Consider the following 18,470-nt stretch of genomic DNA (forward strand, 5'->3'; position numbering starts at 1 on the left):
GGTGCGGCCCCGTGCGCGAGCCGGCTTCCGGTGCCGGCCGTCCCCTCAGCCTGCCTGAAAGGGCAGGGAGCAGTGCCCTGTGGGGGCTGCGCGGGTGAAGGACGGCAGCGGTACGCGACCGGCAGGGTGGCAGCGGGAGGCTACGACATGCGCGAACACGAGCACGACGGCGAGCACTTCGACGGGCCCCGCCCCAAGGCCGAGCCGGAACACGGGTCGGCGGCCCCCGACGCGCTGCTGCTGAAGGCCGCCGCCGGCGGCCGGGCCGACGTCCTGGGCCCCACCGGCCTGCTCCGCCTCCAGCGCGCCCTCGGCAACAAGGGCGCCACCGCCTCGGTCCAGCGCTCCTCCGTGCACGACGTCGTCGGCTCCGGCGGCCAGGCCCTCGACCCCGAGGTGCGGGCCGACATGGAGGGCCGGCTCGGGGCGGACTTCGGCGACGTCCGGGTCCACACCGACGCCGCCGCGCACGCCTCCGCCAAGGAGGTCGGCGCCCACGCGTACACGGTCGGCTCGCACGTGGTGTTCCAGCGCGACGCCTACGACCCGGGCTCGCACCAGGGCCGCACCACGCTCGCCCACGAGCTGACGCACGTCGTCCAGCAACGGTCCGGCCCCGTCGACGGCACCGAGACCGCGGGCGGCATCAAGGTCAGCGACCCCGGCGACCGCTTCGAGCGGGAGGCGGTGGCCAACGCCGAACGCGTCATGGCCGCCCCCGGCCCCGGAACGGTGTCGGACGGCGCCCCGGACACGGGCCCCGCGCCGTCCGCCACCACCGTCTCCGCGGGTCCGGCACCCGCCGTGGCACCGGTGCAGCGGGCGGCCGAGGAGGCGGAGGGGGAGGAGGATCCGTCGGTGCAGGGGCTGTTCGTGCAGCGCGCCGCGGCCGAGGAGACGGACGAGGAGGAGGCGCCGGCGGAGTGACGGCCCCGAGGACCGGGCGGCGGCCGTGCGGACGCCCCGCCGGACCGGGGGGCGGCTGCGTGTCTGCCGCACGGACCGAGCGGGGTGGCGGAGTGGAGGCGAATGGGCCGGTGGAGGCGGTGGTGACGCGGTGAAGGCGACGGCGGACCGGCCGGCGGGCGGCCAGGAGCCCGCACGGGACGGCGCCCGCACGCGGAGGCCCGCGCCGTCCGGCGCGTCCGCCGCGGCCCGCCCCCGGCCCGTGGACGCGCGGGCGCTGCAGCGGCTCCAGGCCGGTGCCGGGAACGCCGCCGTGGCCGCGCTCCTGGGCCCCCGCCGGGCCCCGGGGCAGGGCGACCGGGCCGGCGGGGAGAGCGACGGGAGCGGCGCGGGCGGCGGCCCCGGGCGTACGGACACCACCGCGCCCGACGCCGGCACCGGAGCCCGCACCACCGCGCCCGACGCCGGCACCGCGTCCGCCCTCGGCACCGCTCCCGGACTCGACCCCGCTCCCGGACCGGACACGGCCCCCGGACTCGACGCCGCGCCCGCCCCCGCCCCCGCCCTCCAGCGCCTCGAAGCGCTGCCCGCGCCGCCCGGCGGCCTGAGCCCCGCCACCGACCCGCGCTTCAAGAAGGTCGCGCTGGACCTGCGTACCAAGAAGGCCGCGCTGGCCGCGCACCCCACCGCCGCCTCGCAGGCCAAGGCCGCCCAGGACGCCGCCCGGCCGCCCGCCGACGACAAGGAGGCGCAGGCCAAGCAGGCGCAGGCGGCCGAGATGGGCGCCGCCACGCCCGGCGCGTTCGACAAGGCGGCCTTCGTGGCGGCCGTGTCGGCGGCCATCGCCGCCAAGGCCCCCAAGACCCTCGACGAGGCGGACAAGTTCACCGGGTCCGGCAAGACGGACGAGATCAAGAGCCAGGTCTCGGGCCAGGTGAAGGCGGGCAAGGACGGCTCCGCCAAGGACATCACCGACAAGACCAAGGCGGCCCCCGACCAGTCCAGGGCCGTCGAGAAGCCCGTCACCCCGCTCCCCGGGCAGCCCGCCCCGCCCACGCCCGCGCCGCCGGACGCGAAAGCCGCTTCCGTCGCCCCGGCCCCCGCCGCGCAGACCGACCTGAGCACGGGGCCCAAGGAGACCGACGCCATGCTGGCGGAGGCCAAGGTCACCCCCGAGCTGCTGGCCCGCTCCAACGAGCCGCAGTTCAAGGAGACCCTCGACGCCAAGCAGGAGGCCGACACCCACGCGGCCACCGCCCCCGCGCAGTTCCGGGCCGCCGAGACGGCCCGGATCGCGGCCGAACAGGGCGGCGCCGCGGCCGCCGGGCCGGCCGGCGTCCAGGCCATGACCGCCGCCCGGGCCGGGGCCGGGCAGCAGGTGGCGGCCGGGCAGGGCGCCGCCCGGTCGAAGGAGGAGCAGGAGCGGGCCCGCGTCGCGGCCGAGATCAAGGGCGTCTTCGACGCGACGAAGAAGGACGTCGAGGGCATCCTCGGCGCGCTCGACGCCGAGGTGGAGACGGCGTTCGACAACGGCCAGAAGCAGGCCAAGGCCGCCTTCGACGCCGACCACCAGACCAAGATGAAGGCCTGGAAGGACGAGCGCTACTCGGGCGTGACCGGCGCCGCACGCTGGCTCGCCGACGCCGTCCTCGATCCGCCCCCGCGCGCCAACCAGATCTTCGCCGAGGCCCGGGCGGTCTACGAGCGCGAGATGCGCGCGGTGATCTCCACCATCGCCGACCTCATCGGCAAGCGGCTCGGCGACGCCACCGCCCGGATCGCCCAGGGCAAGGCGCAGATCGCCAAGAAGGTCGAGGACCAGCCCAGGAACCTGCGGCAGTTCGCGCAGCAGGCGGCGAGCGACATCGGCGGGGAGTTCCGGGCCCTGGAGTCCTCCGTCAACGAGAAGTCCCAGTCCCTCGTCCAGGACCTCGCGGACCGTTACGTGGCCGCCCGCGACGACCTCGACAAGGAGATCGCGGCCCTCCAGGAGGCCAACAAGGGCCTGCTCAGCAAGGCCAAGGACGCCGTCGCGGGCACCGTCGAGACGGTCCTCAAGCTCAAGGACATGCTGCTCGGTGTACTGGCCCGGGCGGCCGGCGCCATCGACAAGATCATCGCGAATCCGATCGGCTTCCTCGGCAACCTCGTCAACGCCGTCAAGGCGGGCGTCACCGGCTTCGCCGCCCGCATCGGCGAGCACCTCAAGAGCGGCCTCAAGCAGTGGCTGTTCGGGCAGTTGTCGGCCGGCGGCATCGAGATCCCCGAGACCTTCGACGCCAAGGGCATCGTCAAGCTGATCCTCTCCATCCTCGGCCTGACCTGGGCCAACATCCGCACCCGCATCGTGGCCCAGATCGGCGAGCCCGCCATGAAGGCGCTCGAGACCAGCTTCGAGATGGTCCAGGTGCTGGTGTCCGAGGGTGTCGGCGGGCTGTGGAAGTGGATCGTCGGCAAGCTGGCCGACCTCAAGGACACGGTCGTCGGCGCCATCAAGGACTTCGTCGTCGAGAAGATCGTCACGGCCGGCATCACGTGGATGGTCTCGCTCCTCAACCCCGCCTCCGCCTTCGTCCGCGCCTGCAAGGCGATCTACGACGTGGTGATGTTCTTCGTGAACCGCGCCGCCCAGATCAAGTCCTTCGTCGACTCCGTCCTCGACTCGATCGAGGGCATCGCGTCGGGCGGCGGCGGGGGCGTGCCGGCCCTGATCGAGAACAGCCTCGCCAAGGCCCTCCCGGTCGTCCTGGACTTCCTCGCCAGCCTGCTCGGCCTCGGCGGCATCTCCGAGAAGATCAAGTCCATCCTGGCGAAGGTCCAGGCCCCCGTCATGCAGGCCGTCGACTGGGTCGTCGGCAAGATCGCCGGCGCCGGCAAGAAACTCCTGTCCAAGCTCAAGGCCAAGGCCCAGGGCGGCGACGACTCCCCGGAGGGCAAGAAGGCCCGCCTCGACAAGGGCATGGCGGCGGCCAGGGGCCTGGCGGCCCGGTACGAGGGCAAGACGGTCGGGAAGACCATCCTCAACACGGCCTTCGCGGCCATCAGGGTGCGCTACGGGATGACGCGGCTGGAGCTGGTCAGGTCCGGCCCGAACTGGTCCATCTCCGGTGCGGTCAACCCGGAGGAGGTTGCGGGCACGGGCATGAGGGCCGCGGGGGCGGAGGAGGGTGCGGACCCCGATGACGCGGTCTTCATCGGCCAGCTCGAGGAGTCCTACAACGCCCCCGTCGACCGGGCGGGTGGTACCGAGCACGGCGCCAACGTCCGCCTTTCCGAGCACAGTTACGACGTGGGCCTGAAGGTGCTGGCCGGCTACGCGACCAAGAGCGGGGCCGCCGGAGCGGGCGCCGCGCTGAGGGCGGCGAGCGACCTGCTGAAGGCGGCCAGGACCACCGGAGGTCCCGACTCGCACGCCGTGTACCTCCAGGCGATCGCTGCGACCGGCCCGGTCAAGCGGCTGTTCGCCTGGCTCCCGGAGGAGGAGCGGGCGCAGCTCCTCCAGGTGCACCACGAGAAGGAAGTGGCGCAGAACCCCGGCGAGCACAAGGAGACGCGGGAGGAGCGCATCAAGCGCAAGATCGCGCAGTTCGTCAACGACGCGAAGAAGGGCACGAAGAAGTACGCGCACCTCAAGGCCATGGCCGACCAGATCCGCGGCATGGACAAGGCGACCCGCATCAAGATCATCCGTGAGGTGGCCGCGTCCCAGGTCGAGACGGAGGCGGATCACGCCGGTCAGGGCGCCGACCGCCAGACCCTCCACGAGGTCGACCTCTACATCACGCCCGTCGAGGCCCACAAGGCGATCCACCGGGCACGGGAGGCGGAGGACCGGGTGCGGCCGCTGGAGGAGGGCGGCATCGACGGCCCGGCCCGGTGGCCTTCCGAACGACGCCGATGACATCGCCTCCCTCCCGGCCTCCGCCCAGGCGTCCGCCCAGGCGTCCGCTCAGGCGTCCGCTCAGGCGTCCGCTCAGGCGTCCGCTCAGGCGTCCGTGCCGGCCCTGTACCGGACGTGCGTGCCGGCCCGCACCGGCGCAGCCCACCGGCGTTGCCCGAACGGGCAGATCGTGATTCCCCCACGGCCGCACGGCAGGTCATGACCTTCGACCGGGGGCGGGCGGAAGGTGGGGGCGACCGTCACGTCCCAGGGGAGGGCAAGGATGCCGTCGTACCTGTCACCAGGCGTCTACGTCGAAGAGGTCGAGGCCGGCTCGCGCCCGATCGAGGGCGTAGGCACCGCCGTCGCCGCCTTCGTCGGGCTCGCGGCCGAGGGCCCGTACAACACGCCCACCCTGGTGACGAACTGGAGCCAGTTCACCGCCGCCTTCGGCGACTTCATCGAGGGCTCCTACCTCGCCCACGCCGTGTACGGCTACTTCCTCAACGGCGGCGGCACCGCCTACGTCGTCCGCATCGGCGGCCCGGACCGGACCGACGCGGAACCGGCCGCCGTCCCGGCGCCCGCCGCGGCCCCCGGCGCCCCGGGCCCCAGCGGCCCCACCGGCGCCGGCAAGCGCGGCAAGGCCGCCCTCCCCGCAGGCACCCGCGTCCCCCTCGGCGGCTTCCAGGTCGCCGCCCTGGAGGGCACCGGCGAGGGCCTGTCCGTCGAGGTCGCCGACGCCGCCGGCGAGACCCCGGCCGAGGACGCGTTCACCCTCCACGTCAAGCGCGGCGACCGCACCGAGGAGACCTGGGAGGTCTCCGCCAAGCGCAGCCAGCGCAACTACGTCGCCACCGTCGTACGGGAACGCTCCCGCCTCGTCCTCGTCGAGGACGCCGGCCCCGCCCAGGCGCTGGCCCGCCCGGACAACCAGAGCGTCGCCCTCCCCGCCGCCCCCGCGCCCACCGTGCCGGCGCCGGCGGCACCCACCGGGCTCGCCCCCGCCGACTACGTGGGCAGCGCCGACGACCGCACGGGCTTCGGCGGCCTGGAGGCCATCGACGAGATCACCATGCTCGCCGTCCCCGACCTGATGAGCGCCTACCAGCAGGGCGCCCTCGACGCCGACGGCGTCAAGGCCGTGCAGCTCGCGATGATCGCCCACTGCGAGCTGATGGGGAACCGCGTCGCGATCATCGACCCGCTGCCCGACCTCACCCCGCAGCGCGTCAAGGAGTGGCGCATGACGGGCGCGGGCTACGACTCGAAGTACGCGGCCCTGTACTACCCCTGGGTCAAGGTCGCCGACCCGGCCGTGCCGAACCAGATGAAGTACGTACCGCCCAGCGGTGCCATGGCCGGCGTCTGGGCGCGCAACGACGAGAGCCGCGGCGTGCACAAGGCCCCCGCCAACGAGGTGGTGCGCGGCGCCGTCGACCTCGCCGTCCACCTGACCAAGAACGAGCAGGACCTCCTCAACCCCATCGGCGTGAACTGCATCCGCTCCTTCCCGGGCCGCGGCATCCGCGTGTGGGGCGCGCGCACCCTGTCCTCCGACCCGGCGTGGCGGTACCTGAACGTGCGGCGCCTGTTCAACTACATCGAGGACTCGATCCTGATCGGCACCCAATGGGTCGTGTTCGAGCCGAACGACGACGCGCTGTGGGCCCGGATCCGGCGCACGATCTCGGCGTTCCTGGTCAACGAGTGGCGGCGCGGCGCGCTGTTCGGGCTGACGCCGGACGAGGCCTTCTACGTGAAGTGCGACCGCGAGACCAATCCGGCCGAGGGCATCGACGCGGGGCAGGTGGTCTGCGAGATCGGCATCGCGCCTGTGAAGCCGGCCGAGTTCGTGATCTTCAGGCTGTCGCAGTTCTCGGGCGGCACCAGCCTCGTCAACGAATGACCGGAACCCGTACGTCCCGTACGCGCGCGTGAGGAGCGGTTGCTGTGGCACTTCCCGATATGGACACCTCCGTCGGCCACTCCTTCGGGCTGGAGGTCGACGGGGTCGTCATCAAACAGATCAACGAGGTGACGGGCCTGAAGATGGAGCAGGACGTCATCGAGCTCAAGCAGAACACCGCGGACGGCAAGTACGTCATCAAGAAGCTGCCGGGCCGGCCGAAGGCGGGCGAGGTGACGCTCACCCGCGGCCTGACCGCCGACCAGAGCTTCGAGAAATGGATCAAGGACGCCCGCTTCGGGAAGATGAGCACGGCCCGCAAGGGCGGCGCGATCATCGTCTTCGACTACGAGGGCAACGCCATCAAGCGGTACACGCTGGTCAACGCCTGGCCCAAGAGCCTGGAGATCAGCTCGCTGAAGGCCGGTGACACGAGCGTGCTGACGGAGAAGCTCGTCATCACGTACGAGCAGATGGATGTGGCGTGAGGCCCTGATGCGTCGTCGGATCGTGCCGGAGCCCGGGCAGACCCTGCCGGGGCAGCACGGCGTGCAGCCCGCCCCGGGAGGCCCGGGTACGGAGCCCTGGCCGGGGGCGGGAGCGGGGCCGGCGCAGGGAACCCGGCCCGGATCAGGGCCTGGATCGGGGCCGGGCGTACCCGGGAGCGGTGTGCGGGAGACCATGCGGACCGAGTTCACCTTCGAGCTGCCGCGCGGGTACCTGGACGAGTCCGGCCGCGTGCACCGTACGGGCGTCATGCGCCTGGCCACCGCCCGCGACGAACTCGTACCGCTGCGGGACGACCGGGTCCGCGAGAACCCCGCGTACCTGTCGGTGGTGCTGCTGGGGCGGGTGGTGGAGCGGATCGGCACGGTGACCGATATCCACGCGGGGGTCATCGAGGACCTGTTCGCCTCCGACCTGGCCTTCCTGCAGGACTTCTACCGCCGCATCAACGCCGAGGGCCACACCCGCGCCCAGGTCACCTGCCCCTCCTGCGCGACCGGCTTCGCGGTCGACCTGGCGGGTGGGCGCCTGGGGGAATCGTGACGTACGCGACGGACGACCTGTACGACGAAGTCGCGTACATCGCCTACCACTTCCACTGGGACATGGACACGATCCTGGACCTCGAACACCCCGACCGCCGCCGGTACGTCACCCAGATCGCCCGCCTGAACCGGCTGGCCACCTCAGGGGGGCGCTGACCGGTGGGGGTGTGGGGGTGGCTGAGGGGGAACGGTTCGGCCGGGGGCGCGGCCGGTGCGGGTGCGGGTGCAGGTGCGGGTGCGAGTGAGGCGTCGGGCGCGGATGCGGGCCCGGGGTTCGCCTCGGGGGCCGGTTCCGGGATCGACCAGGGTGCCGCCGAGGGTGTCGCCGCGCAGGCGCGGGAAGGTTCTGGAGTGGGGGCCCCTGACGACGTCGTCCCCACCGCGCCCACCACCCCGGCCTGGCTCCAACTCCCGCTCCAGCGCACGACGTTCGGCGCCCCCGAACTCGTCACCGCCCCCGAGTCCTTCGCCGCCGGACTGGCCAGTTGGCAGAGCCCGGTGCTGTCGCGTCCCCTCGGGCACGCGGTCACCCCCGACGCGCCCTCGGGGTTGGTGCACGGGGTCGTCGAGCCGGCCGTTCCGATGACGTCGCTCCCTGACGGCACGGCTGCACCGGACCCGGGCCCGGGCCCGGCCACGGGGCCGGCCGGGGCTTCGGATGCGGCGGTCGGTCTCGGGGCCGCGGAGTCGGCGCCGCCGGCCGTGGGGGCCGTACGCCCGCCCGCCGGGCCGGTGGTGCAGCGTCGGTCCGCACCCGGCGGATCGGGCGGGGACGCGCTGCCCGTGGTGCGGCTGGAGCTGCCTGCGCGCCCGTCGGCGTCGGCGGAGGTGTCGGGGCAGCTGTCGGCCGATCCGGCTCCGCGCGCGGCCGGTGCGTCGGGTAGCTGGACGGCTTCCGGCGCGGGCGTCGGGGCCGAGGGCGGCTCCGCCGGTTCCGTGCGATCCGCGGTCGTACGACCGGAGCCGCCCGCGTCCGCCCTGACGGTGTCCCGCGTCGTGGACCTGCCGCGCCGGGCGCTGCCGGCCTTCCCGCTGCCGGCGGCTGAGCAGGCCGGCCCGGGTCCGGGGGCGGTGCCACGTACCCCGGACACGGTCGCGGACGAGGAGCCGCGCCCGCTGGTGGGCGACCGGCCCGCGGCGGGGATCCCGCCCGAGGCCGGGGGCCCGGACGGTGCCGCGGGAACGGTCGGCGTCGCCGGCCTGCCGGTGCAACGGGCCCACGCCCCGGACGCCGGGCCCGTGGACGCGGCCGCCCGGTCGGGGCCGGCGCCCGACGCCCTCCTGGTACGCGGCCCCGGCGACCCCGACGCGGTAGGCCCGCCCGCCGCTGCGTCGGCCGTGGCCGAGGCGCCGGCGCAGGACGGGCCGGCCGGGGAGGTACGTCCGCTGGTCGGCGAACGGCCCGAACTCGTCGCGCAGCCGGCGGACGCCGTCTCCTCGACGCAGCCGGCCGGGGCGGACCGGACCGGGACGGACCGGACCGGGACGGACCTGATCGGGGCGGACCCGAGCACGGCGGATCCGGCCGGGGCGGTGGTGCAGCGGGCCGTGGTGGCCGGGGGCGTGGTGGAGACGGGCCCCACTCCTGAGCGTGCCCGGGTGGAGGGGGTGGGTGAGGGTTCGGGGCCCGGAGAGGGGGCGGGGCCGGACCCTGGGAAATCCCTGAGGGAGGGACACGGGTCCGGTGTGCAGCGGCTCCCGGAGGGTGGGGCGTTGCCGGACGACCACGAGCCGGTGGCGGTGCGGCCGTTGGTCGGAGAGCAGGTGACGGAGGAACGGTCGCCGCTCGGGGAACGGACGTCGGCGGGGGCCTCGCCGCTTGCCGAGGAGCACGCGGCGGCGGGGGCCGCGTTCGCCGGGGAGCAGACGCCGACAGGTGGCTCGCCGCTGGTCGGGGAGCAGTCGGCCGGGGAGGCAGCGCCGGCCGCAGTGCAGCGGGCGACCGGTGAGGTGCGGCCGCTGGTGGGGGAGTGGTCGGATTCCGGGAGACCTGGGCAGACGCCGCGCGGCAGCCTCGGGGCGGGCGCGCAGCCGCCGGTCGGTGGCTCCGGGCCGGCGGTGCAGCGGTCGGTCGAGCGGCGCGGGGGCGGGACGCCGCCGGTGCGGGCGGCGTCCGACCGGGCCGGTGGCGGGGCCGGCGAGGGGGCGTACGCACCCCCTGGCGTGCCCGGGGTGGTGCAGCGGGAGGTCGGGTACGACAGCGGGACTCCCAGCGGGAGCAGCGCCGGGAACGGGTCCGGGACCGGGAGCGCCGCGGGTGACGCGGCGGCCGGTGCCGGGAGTGCGGACGGGGCGGACGGGCTCGGTCTCGGTGGTGCGGACGCGGCAGGAGTGCTCGGTACCGCAGGGGCGGCGGGTGACGGAGGAGTCGGTGTCGGGGGTGCCCCCGACCCGGACTCCGGGTCGGGGGCTGCCGCGGCGGCGGTCGGTGGGGGCCCGGACGCGGCTCCCGCAGGCGCGGACGTGGGTGTGGACGGGGGCGGGGAAGTGCGGCCCCTGGTCGGGGAGCGACCGCTCGCGGAGGCCTCGGCGGGGTCCGGGGCGGAGGGGGTGCCGGGGGCGGGAGTGCCGGTCACCGGAGTCCAGCGGCTCGGCGAGGGGTCCGTACGGCCGCCCGGATCCGGGCAGCGGGGTCCTGGGGACGCGCGGGGCGACGCGGGGGCCGTCCAGCCCGTGCAGCGAACGCGGCGACTGGGCCTGGGAGCGCCGATTCCGGCCGTTCCGACGTCGGTTCAGCGGAGTGCGGCGGAGCCGCCGGCCGTGCCGACTTCCGGGGCTTCGACGTCCGCCACTTCGGCTTCGGGTTCGACTTCGGCTTCGGCCCTGCCGTCGGGTTCGGCATCGGGTGCCGTTCCGGCTGCGTGGGCGGGTACGGCCCCGGCGGTAGGACAGGGGTTGGGGAGCGGTCCCGCTTCCGGGGGTGGCCCGGAGGCCGGGGGCGCCGGTGTCGTGCAGCGGGAGGCGCAGGTCGGTGGTGCGGGGGGTGGGCCGGGGACGGCCGGGCTGCCCGTGGTGGCGGCCGTACCGCTGCAGCGGGCCCTCCCCCTCGTGCCGGAGGGGGGTGACGGGCCCGTGGCGCCGTTGGTCGGCGAGCGGCCGTTGGAGCTCTGGTCCGCGTCCGCCCCGGCCGGGGACGGCGTGGCCGGGGGCGGGGCGGTGGAACCCGAGCCGGTCGTCGTTCCGGTGACGTGGGTCGACGGCCCGTCCGGTGCCGCGACCGGCGGTTCGTCCCGTATCCCGACCGGTATCCCGTCCACGGCGTCGGCCGGTGCCGCGACCGGTGCGCAGGCCGGTCCGTCCGGTGGTGGGTCGGGTGGTGCCCCCTTCGGTGGGTCGGGTGGGAGCGGCGGGTCGGGGGCCGCGTTCGCGTCCGGGCCCGGATCCGGTTTGTCGCCCGGATCCGGCTTCGCGTCCGGATCCGGCTTCGCGTCCGGATCCGGCTTCGCGTCCGGGCCCGGCCTCGCGTCCGGGCCCGGCCTCGGGGCCGGGCCCGGTGGCGGGGCGGGGACGGGGGCGTTGCCGGTGGGCGCGGGTGGCGGTCTCCCGGCCGGGGGCGTGGGCGTGGGCGTGGTCGGCTCGGCCGTTCCCGCCGTGTGGACCCCGCCCGCCGTCCAGCGGGAACCGGAGCCGGTCGGGTCGCCGCCCGAGCCGGCCGGCGCCGCGCCCGCCGCCGCGGGGCCCGGGCCCGCCGCCTCCGGTGCGGCGGCTGCCGGCGTTCCGCCCAAGGAGTCGACCGACGAGCTCGTACGGCGCCTCATCGGCCCCCTCAGTCGCCTGCTGCGGGCCGAACTCCGCCTCGACCGCGAGCGCGCGGGAGTCCGCATCGACCCCCGCCACTGACCCCCGCCCCACCGGACCAGAGCCCGGACCCGCACCAGGACCCCGACAACGACCCGAACCCGAACCCGAACCCGACTCCCGCCCCACCCGCCCTGCCCGCCCCACCCCACCGCGAAAGGCACCCCGTGGCCAAGGACACCGACCCCGCCGTGAGCGTCTGCTTCATGGTCGAGATCGACAACATCAACCTCGGCGCGTTCAACAGCTGCGAGGGCCTCGGCTGCGAGGTCGTCATGGAGCAGCGCGAGGAGGGCGGCAACAACGGCTACGTCTGGCAGCTCCCGACCCGCATCAAGTACTCCAACATCAAGCTCACCCGCCCCGTCACCCAGGACACCGAGAAGGTCACCGCCTGGCTCTCCGGCATGGTCAACGGCGTGGCCCGCAAGACCGCCCACATCAGTGCCATGACGGTGGAGGGCACCGTGGTGGCCCGCTGGAGCCTCATGGACGTCGTGCCGGTGCGCTGGACCGGGCCGCAGCTCAACCCCGAGACCCCCAAGGTCGCCACCGAGACCCTGGAGATCGCGCACCACGGCTTCCTCAAGTAGCAGCAACCCCCGTCCGCCCCACCAGGAGGAGCCAGGAGCCATGCCGCCGACCCAGCCCGTAGCGTTCATCGCCTCCGGTGCGCCCGCCGCCCCGCCGTCCAAGGACCCGAACGGCAACGGTGCCGGCGGCTCGCGCCCCAAGCTGGAGCGGGCGTACCTGGAGCTGCGCCAGCCGCCCGCCGACGGGGGGACGACGACGCCCGGGCCGCGCATGGGGCAGATCGACTTCCAGTTCAACCCCAAGGAGCTGACCCTCGCCAAGTCGGCGAAGTGGGAGCGCAAGACGGCCAAGGGGGCGAAGAAGGCCGGCCCCGCGGAGTTCAAGGGCGCGGGGCCGGCGAAGCTGACGTTGGAGATGTTCTTCGACGCGACCGGTACGCAGGACGACCGGGTGGTGAAGTCCGTCGAGGAGCTGCTGTCCTGCTGCGTGCCGACCGAGCAGACGCACCAGAAGCAGCAGGGCGTGCCCCCGTGGGTGATCTTCCATTGGGGCGGGCTGACGGGGTTCGTCGGGTACGTGAGCCAGGTGCAGGCCAAGTACACCCTGTTCACGCCCGGCGGCATGCCGATCCGGGCCACCTGCCAGGTCACCGTCGAGGAGATCGCGGGCCCGATGCCGGGCCAGAACCCCACCTCGGGCGCCCTGGCCGCCCGCCGCGTGCACCGTGTGGTCACGGGGGACACGCTGGCGCTGCTGGCCTGGCACGAGTACGGGGACCCGGCCGCGTGGCGGGACATCGCCGAGGCGAACGGCATCGACGATCCGATGCGCCTGACCCCCGGGCGGGAGCTGCTGCTGCCCGCCGCCGAGGAACTGGCGGACCTCCGCGAGGCGCAGCGGCAGCGGCAGGGACAAGCTCATGGACCGGGACCGGGACCGGGACCGGGATCGGCCCAGGCCCCGGCGGCCGCGCAGTCGTGGGGAGGGACCGCCGGTGGCCGGTGAGAGCTTCGCGAACACGCTGGCCGTGGAGGTGAACGGGCAGCCGCTGCCCGCCCCGCTGGCCGAGCTGATCGTGTCCGCGTACGTGGACGACAGCACCCAGCTGCCGGACCTGTTCGTGGTCCGCTTCCGCGATCCGCACCACCAGGTGCTGGAGAAGGCGGGCATCACCGTCGGCACGCCGATGAAGCTGTACGCGCGCGCGGGCGACGATCCGCAGCGGCTGCTGCTGGCCTCCGGTGAGGTGACCGCGGTCGAGATCGACCTCGACGCCACCGGCACGTTCACGGTGGTCCGCGGCCTGGACCACGCGCACCGCTTCTTCCGCGGCCGGCAGGTCGCCGGGTACCGGCAGATGACGGCGTCCGACGTCGCGGTGCAGGTGGCGCGCCGGGCCGGGCTGCCCGTGGGGCGGGTGGACGCGACGACGACCGTGTACGAGCACCTGGCCCAGCCGGGGGTGACGGACTGGGAGTTCCTGCACCGGCTGGCCGACCTCGCGGGCGCCGAGGTCTCCGTGTCGGACGGGAAGTTCCACTTCCGGGACCCGGCGAAGGCGGAGCGGGCGCCGGCCACGTCGACGCGGCCGCAGGCCAGCCCGTACGTGCTGGAGTTCGGCCGGAACCTGCTGCGTTGCCAGGCGTCGGTGACCGCCGCCGACCAGGTGCAGCAGGTCGAGGTGCGGGGCTGGGACGTGCAGGCCAAGGCGGCGGTGGTCGGGCGGGCGCCGGCCGGGACGAGCGACCGGCTGCAGCTGGGCATGACGCCGGGGCAGGCGGCGCAGCCGTTCGGGCAGGCGGTGTTCCTGGCGACGGACACGCCGTACGGCACCCAGGCCGAGGCCGACCAGGCGGCGAAGGCGCTGGCGGCGGACCTGGCGGCGAGCTTCGCGGAGCTGGACGCGGTGGCCATGGGCATCCCGCAGCTGCGGGCCGGCACGGCGGTGACCCTCGCGAACGTCGGTCGGCCCTTCGAGGGCAAGTACACGGTCTCCGCGAGCCGGCACGTCTTCGACCCCGACACCGGCTACCAGACGTGGCTGACGGTCGGCGGCCGCTCCAACCGCTCGCTGTACGGGCTGGCGTCGGGCGCGTCCGGCGGCCCGGCGCAGCAGGACCGGGTCGGCGGGCTGGTCAACGCCACCGTCACCGACACCCGCGACCCGGAGGGGCGGGGCCGGGTGAAGCTCGCCTTCCCGTGGCTGTCGGGGGAGTACGTGAGCGACTGGGCCCGTACCGCGGACGCCGGCGGCAAGGGCGGCGGCGGGGTGTTCGGGCCCGAGGTGGGTGACGAGGTGCTGGTCGGGTTCGAGCAGGGCCGGGTGGACCACCCGTACGTCATCGGCGGCCTCTACAACGGGCAGGACAAGCCCTCCGCGCACGAGGGTCCGCTGGTCGACTCCACCAGCGGGCGGACCAACCGCCGTTCCCTGGTGTCCCGCACGGGCAACCGGCTGGAGCTGCTGGACGCCGCGAACGGGCCCAAGGGCGTGCGGCTGGCCACCGGTGACGGCAAGCTGACGCTGCACCTGGACCAGAAGGCGACGACCGTCACCGTGCACAGCGACGGCACGGTGGAGATCACCGCCAAGGAGAAGGTCACCGTCAAGGCCGAGTCGGGCATCAGCGTGGACGCGGGCACCGGGAAGCTCGAGCTCACCGGCCAGTCGGTGTCCGTGACCGCGAAGACCGGGGTGGAGGTGGACGGCGGCAGCGGCGCGCTGAACCTCAAGACCAGCGGCCAGGTCGACGTCAAGGGCGCCACGGTCGGCGTCAACGGCCAGGCGAGCACCGAGATCAAGGGCGGGGCCAGCTGCTCGATCAGTGCCGCCCTCGTACGCATCAACTGACCCGCACGACCCGCATCGCACAGAGGAGTGGTACGAGATGCCGCCTGCCGCACGCGTCGGCGACCCCACCGGGCACCCGGGGGTGATCGGGCCGCCCGGCGTCCCCACCGTCCTCATCTGCGGCATGCCCGCGGCCGTCGTGTCGACCCCGCACGTCTGCTCCTTCCCGCCCCCGGCGGTGCACCCGCCCACGGTGATCGCCCCGCCCGGCTGCCCGACCGTCCTCATCGGCGGCATGCCCGCGGCCCGCATGGGTGACCTGGCCGCGTGCGGCGCGCCGATCGTGATGGGCGCGCCGACCGTACTGATCGGCGGGTGAGGGGGCGGTGGCCGAGCAGTTCATCGGCTCCGGCTGGGCCTTCCCGGTCCGTACGGACGCCACGGGGGCGGTCGCACTGGTGGGCGGGGACGTGGAGATCGAGGAGAGCATGCGGCTGATCCTGGGCACGGCGCCCGGGGAGCGGCCGATGCGCCCGCAGTTCGGGTGCGCGATCCACGACTTCGTCTTCGCCCCGGCGGACGCGGCGACCGCCGCGCAGATCGCGTACGAGGTGCGGCTGTCGTTGGAGCGGTGGGAGCCGCGGATCGACCTGGTCGACGTGACGGTGACGTTCGACGCGGGTGACGAGGGCACCCTGTACATCGACATCCGGTACGCGCCGCGGGGCAGCAACGACCCGCGGAACCTGGTGTTCCCCTTCTATGTGATCCCCGGGCACGACGCACCCGACGACGACGACGGCGTGCGGGCCGGCGGGGCGCAGGGCGGGGGCGCGGGATGAGCCTGCCGCGGCCCAACCTGGACGACCGCCGCTTCCAGGACCTCGTGGACGAGGCCAAGCGGATGGTGCAGCAGCGCTGCCCCGAGTGGAGCGACCACAACGTGTCCGACCCCGGGGTCACGCTCATCGAGGCGTTCGCGCACATGACGGACCAGCTGATCTACCGGCTCAACCGGGTGCCGGACAAGAACCACCTGGCCTTCCTCGACCTGATCGGCCTCCAGCTGCACCCGCCGGCGGCGGCCCGTACGGACGTCACGTTCTGGCTGTCGGCGCCGCAGGCCGACGCGGTGCGCGTACGGGAGGGGACGGAGGTGGCCACCCGCCGGACCGAGACCGACGAGGCGGTGGTGTTCTCGACGGTCCGCGAACTGGACATCGTGCCGGTGGAGTTGGTGGTGGTGGCGACGCGCGCCGCCGATCCGCCGGGGTCGGGCGGCGTCCGGCTCCCGGCCGCCGGTGCCCAGGCCGCGCCCGCCGCTCCGGCGCGTCCCGCGACCGACCGGCGTGCGGAGCTGGCGGACGGGCGCGGGGTGCCGTGCTTCCAGCCCGTGCCCCGCCCGGGGGACGCGCTGCTGTTCGGCCTGTCGCGGCCCGCGCCGTCCTGCGTGGTGGCGCTGCGGTTGGACTTCCCCGTCGCCGGTCACGGCATCGACCCCGAGCACCCGCCGCTGGCCTGGGAGGCGTGGACGGGCGAGGAGTGGACGCGGTGCGAGGTGGACCGGGACGGCACCGGCGGCTTCAACCGGCCGGGTGACGTGCTGGTGCAGCTCCCGCCCGCGCACACGGCCTCCGCCGAGGCGCGTACGCGGGGCGGCTGGCTGCGCTGCGTCGTCCAGGACACCGCGGCGGGGCAGCGGGCGTACTCGGCGACCCCCGAGCTGCTGGCGGCCGAGGCGTTCACGATCGGCGGCACGGCCCCCGTCGTGCACGCGGAACGTCTCGGCGAGGAGCTGCTGGGCGTCTCCGAGGGGGTGCCCGGGCAGGAGTTCGTCCTCGACCGGGCGCCGGTCGCGGCCGGCGGGCCGCCGTTCGTGGTCGAGACGGCCGGTCCGGGCGGCGACTGGGAGGCGTGGAGCGAGGTCGGGCACTTCGCCGAGTCCGGTCCGCAGGACCGTCACGTCCGGCTCGACCGGGCCACCGGGGAGGTCGCGTTCGGGCCGGCCGTACGGGAGCCCGACGGGCGGCTGCGCCAGTACGGGGCCGTGCCGCCGAAGGGGGTGCCGGTACGGGTCCGCTCCTACCTGGCGGGCGGCGGGCGGCGCGGCAACGTGGCCCGCCGGGCGCTGTGCGTGCTGCGCAGCTCCATCCCGTACATCGCCCGGGTGGAGAACCGGCGGCCGGCGGGCGGTGGCGTGGACGGCGAGGACCTCGCGGACGCCCGGCTGCGGGGGGCGCTCGCGCTGCGCACCCGCGAGCGGGCGGTGACGGCCGAGGACTACGAGTACCTGACCCGGCAGGCGGCGCCGGAGGTGGCGCGGGTGCGGTGCGTGGACGCGGGTGGTGGCGGGGTGCGGGTGCTGCTGGTGCCGGCGGCCGAGGACGACGCCGGCGGCGAGGGGCGGCTGGAGTTCCACCGGCTGGCCTGCCCCGAGGAGCTGCTGGCGCGGGTCGGCGGGCACCTGGACGCCCGGCGGATGCTGGGGACGCGGCTGGTGGTGGAGCCCCCGTACTACCAGGGGGTGACGGTGGTGGCCGATCTCGTGGCGGTGCCCGGGGTGACCCAGGCCGGGCTGCAGCGGGACGCGCTCGGCGCGCTGTACGGGTACCTGCACCCGCTGACGGGCGGGCCGGACGGGCAGGGCTGGCCGTTCGGGCGGGCCGTGCACGGCGGGGAGGTGTTCGCGCTGCTCCAGCGGGTGCCGGGGGTGGAGGCGGTGGAACGGGTGCGGTTGTTCCCGGCGGACCTGGAGACGCACCAGCGGCAGGCGATGGCGGAGCGGATCGTGCTGGACGCGGGTTCGCTGGTGTTCTCGTACGACCACCAGGTCCGCGTCAGCGGCGGCCGCATCGGGGGGCCGCGGTGAGCCGGCGGCTGGTCCCCGGGCTGCCCTCGCGCTACCCGCTGGGCCTGCAACTGCCCGCCGTGTACGCGGAGGACGACAACGCCCAGCGCATCACCGAGGGCCTCGACGAGGTGCTCGCCCCGATCCTGACGGTCCTCGACAACCTGGCCGCCTACTTCGATCCGCGGCTGGCCCCGGCCGACTTCGAGGCCCTGCTCGGCGCGTGGGTGGGCGCCGAGGGGCCGGCCGCGCCCGGCACGGTGCTCGCGCACGCCCGGCGCGGGACGGCCGCGGGCCTGGCGGAGGGGGTGCGGGCGGCCTTCGGGGTGCTCCCGGAGATCGAGGAGAGCGGGGCCACCACCTGGTCGGCCACCGCCCGCACGCCGCTGCCGGGCGCGGCGGCGCCGGGCGTCACGGTGCGGCTGCGGGTGCCGGACCCGGCCGCCGTGGACGCGGCGGCCGTGACGGCGTACGTGGCGGGCGCCCGCCCGGTCCACCTGCCCTTCCGCGTCGAGGTCGTCCGCACCGACCCGCCGCCGCCCGAGCCGGGCCCACCGCCCCCGGCGCCCCCGCCGCCGCCCGCGCTCCCGTCCCAGCCGGGCCCGCCGGCCCCCGCGCCCCCGCCCGAGCCGGGCCCGCCGGACTCCCCGCGCCCCGTCGACCCGCGCAGCCGGTAGCACGAAGCCCCCTCCCGCTGAAAAAACGTGCCCCGCTCGTACAACCGTGCGGGGCTCCGGCGTGTCTCCCTTGCG

14 protein-coding genes are annotated in these 18,470 nt (G+C 75.2%); all 14 read left to right on the forward strand.

Annotation, left to right across the window (positions count from 1 at the left end):
- Positions 1-147 precede the first annotated feature (147 nt).
- The 14 genes from ACIQCH_RS12205 to ACIQCH_RS12270 all read left to right on the forward strand — a co-directional run bounded on the left by ACIQCH_RS12205 (position 148) and on the right by ACIQCH_RS12270 (position 18,395).
- A complete protein-coding gene (locus ACIQCH_RS12205) occupies positions 148-927 on the forward strand; it encodes a DUF4157 domain-containing protein (RefSeq protein WP_402580567.1) in 780 nt (259 codons plus the stop codon).
- A 130-nt stretch (positions 928-1,057) separates the two neighbouring features.
- Positions 1,058-4,807 carry a hypothetical protein gene (locus ACIQCH_RS12210; protein ID WP_402580568.1) on the forward strand — a complete coding sequence of 1,250 codons (3,750 nt, stop codon included), beginning with the start codon at positions 1,058-1,060 and terminating at the stop codon, positions 4,805-4,807.
- Positions 4,808-5,069: 262 nt separating this feature from the next.
- Positions 5,070-6,695, forward strand: a complete 1,626-nt coding sequence (locus tag ACIQCH_RS12215) for a phage tail sheath family protein (RefSeq protein ID WP_402580569.1) — start codon at positions 5,070-5,072, stop codon at positions 6,693-6,695.
- A gap of 44 nt (positions 6,696-6,739) precedes the next feature.
- Positions 6,740-7,183, forward strand: coding sequence for a phage tail protein (locus tag ACIQCH_RS12220; RefSeq protein WP_030197595.1), 444 nt, complete (start codon positions 6,740-6,742; stop codon positions 7,181-7,183).
- Positions 7,184-7,190: 7 nt separating this feature from the next.
- Complete coding sequence (locus ACIQCH_RS12225; RefSeq protein ID WP_402580570.1) at positions 7,191-7,745, forward strand: hypothetical protein; 555 nt, start codon at positions 7,191-7,193, stop codon at positions 7,743-7,745.
- Entirely contained in the window at positions 7,742-7,903 is a 162-nt protein-coding gene (locus ACIQCH_RS12230) for a DUF6760 family protein (RefSeq protein ID WP_402580571.1), read from the forward strand. The genes ACIQCH_RS12225 and ACIQCH_RS12230 overlap by 4 nt, the downstream gene beginning before the upstream one ends.
- A 195-nt stretch (positions 7,904-8,098) precedes the next feature.
- The gene (locus ACIQCH_RS12235; RefSeq protein WP_402580572.1) at positions 8,099-11,587 is read left to right on the forward strand and encodes a hypothetical protein; all 3,489 of its coding nucleotides are present in this window, start codon (positions 8,099-8,101) and stop codon (positions 11,585-11,587) included.
- 125 nt (positions 11,588-11,712) lie between these two features.
- Positions 11,713-12,138, forward strand: a complete 426-nt coding sequence (locus ACIQCH_RS12240; protein ID WP_030197589.1) for a phage tail protein — start codon at positions 11,713-11,715, stop codon at positions 12,136-12,138.
- Positions 12,139-12,178: 40 nt separating this feature from the next.
- Complete coding sequence (locus tag ACIQCH_RS12245) at positions 12,179-13,084, forward strand: LysM peptidoglycan-binding domain-containing protein (protein ID WP_402580573.1); 906 nt, start codon at positions 12,179-12,181, stop codon at positions 13,082-13,084.
- Positions 13,074-14,930 carry a VgrG-related protein gene (locus ACIQCH_RS12250; RefSeq protein WP_402580574.1) on the forward strand — a complete coding sequence of 619 codons (1,857 nt, stop codon included), beginning with the start codon at positions 13,074-13,076 and terminating at the stop codon, positions 14,928-14,930. Before ACIQCH_RS12245 ends, ACIQCH_RS12250 begins: the two co-directional genes overlap by 11 nt.
- A 37-nt stretch (positions 14,931-14,967) precedes the next feature.
- Positions 14,968-15,249 carry a PAAR domain-containing protein gene (locus tag ACIQCH_RS12255; protein WP_402580575.1) on the forward strand — a complete coding sequence of 94 codons (282 nt, stop codon included), beginning with the start codon at positions 14,968-14,970 and terminating at the stop codon, positions 15,247-15,249.
- 7 nt (positions 15,250-15,256) lie between these two features.
- Positions 15,257-15,712, forward strand: a complete 456-nt coding sequence (locus ACIQCH_RS12260) for a GPW/gp25 family protein (protein WP_402580576.1) — start codon at positions 15,257-15,259, stop codon at positions 15,710-15,712.
- Positions 15,709-17,739: a putative baseplate assembly protein gene (locus ACIQCH_RS12265; RefSeq protein ID WP_402580577.1), complete on the forward strand. Its 2,031-nt coding sequence runs from the start codon at positions 15,709-15,711 to the stop codon at positions 17,737-17,739. Before ACIQCH_RS12260 ends, ACIQCH_RS12265 begins: the two co-directional genes overlap by 4 nt.
- Positions 17,736-18,395, forward strand: coding sequence for a phage tail protein (locus ACIQCH_RS12270; RefSeq protein WP_402580578.1), 660 nt, complete (start codon positions 17,736-17,738; stop codon positions 18,393-18,395). The genes ACIQCH_RS12265 and ACIQCH_RS12270 overlap by 4 nt, the downstream gene beginning before the upstream one ends.
- Positions 18,396-18,470 lie beyond the last annotated feature (75 nt).

Source organism: Streptomyces sp. NPDC093225 (genome assembly GCF_044753805.1).
In the GTDB taxonomy this organism is placed as follows: Bacteria; Actinomycetota; Actinomycetes; order Streptomycetales; family Streptomycetaceae; genus Streptomyces.

Excerpts from the sequence above, each read along its gene's own strand:
- ACIQCH_RS12215 (WP_402580569.1), top strand. The coding sequence starts at position 5,070 with ATGCCGTCGTACCTGTCACCAGGCGTCTACGTCGAAGAGGTCGAGGCC.
- ACIQCH_RS12255 (WP_402580575.1), top strand. The coding sequence starts at position 14,968 with ATGCCGCCTGCCGCACGCGTCGGCGACCCCACCGGGCACCCGGGGGTG.
- ACIQCH_RS12245 (WP_402580573.1), top strand. The coding sequence starts at position 12,179 with ATGCCGCCGACCCAGCCCGTAGCGTTCATCGCCTCCGGTGCGCCCGCC.
- ACIQCH_RS12225 (WP_402580570.1), top strand. The coding sequence starts at position 7,191 with ATGCGTCGTCGGATCGTGCCGGAGCCCGGGCAGACCCTGCCGGGGCAG.
- ACIQCH_RS12205 (WP_402580567.1), top strand. The coding sequence starts at position 148 with ATGCGCGAACACGAGCACGACGGCGAGCACTTCGACGGGCCCCGCCCC.
- ACIQCH_RS12265 (WP_402580577.1), top strand. The coding sequence starts at position 15,709 with ATGAGCCTGCCGCGGCCCAACCTGGACGACCGCCGCTTCCAGGACCTC.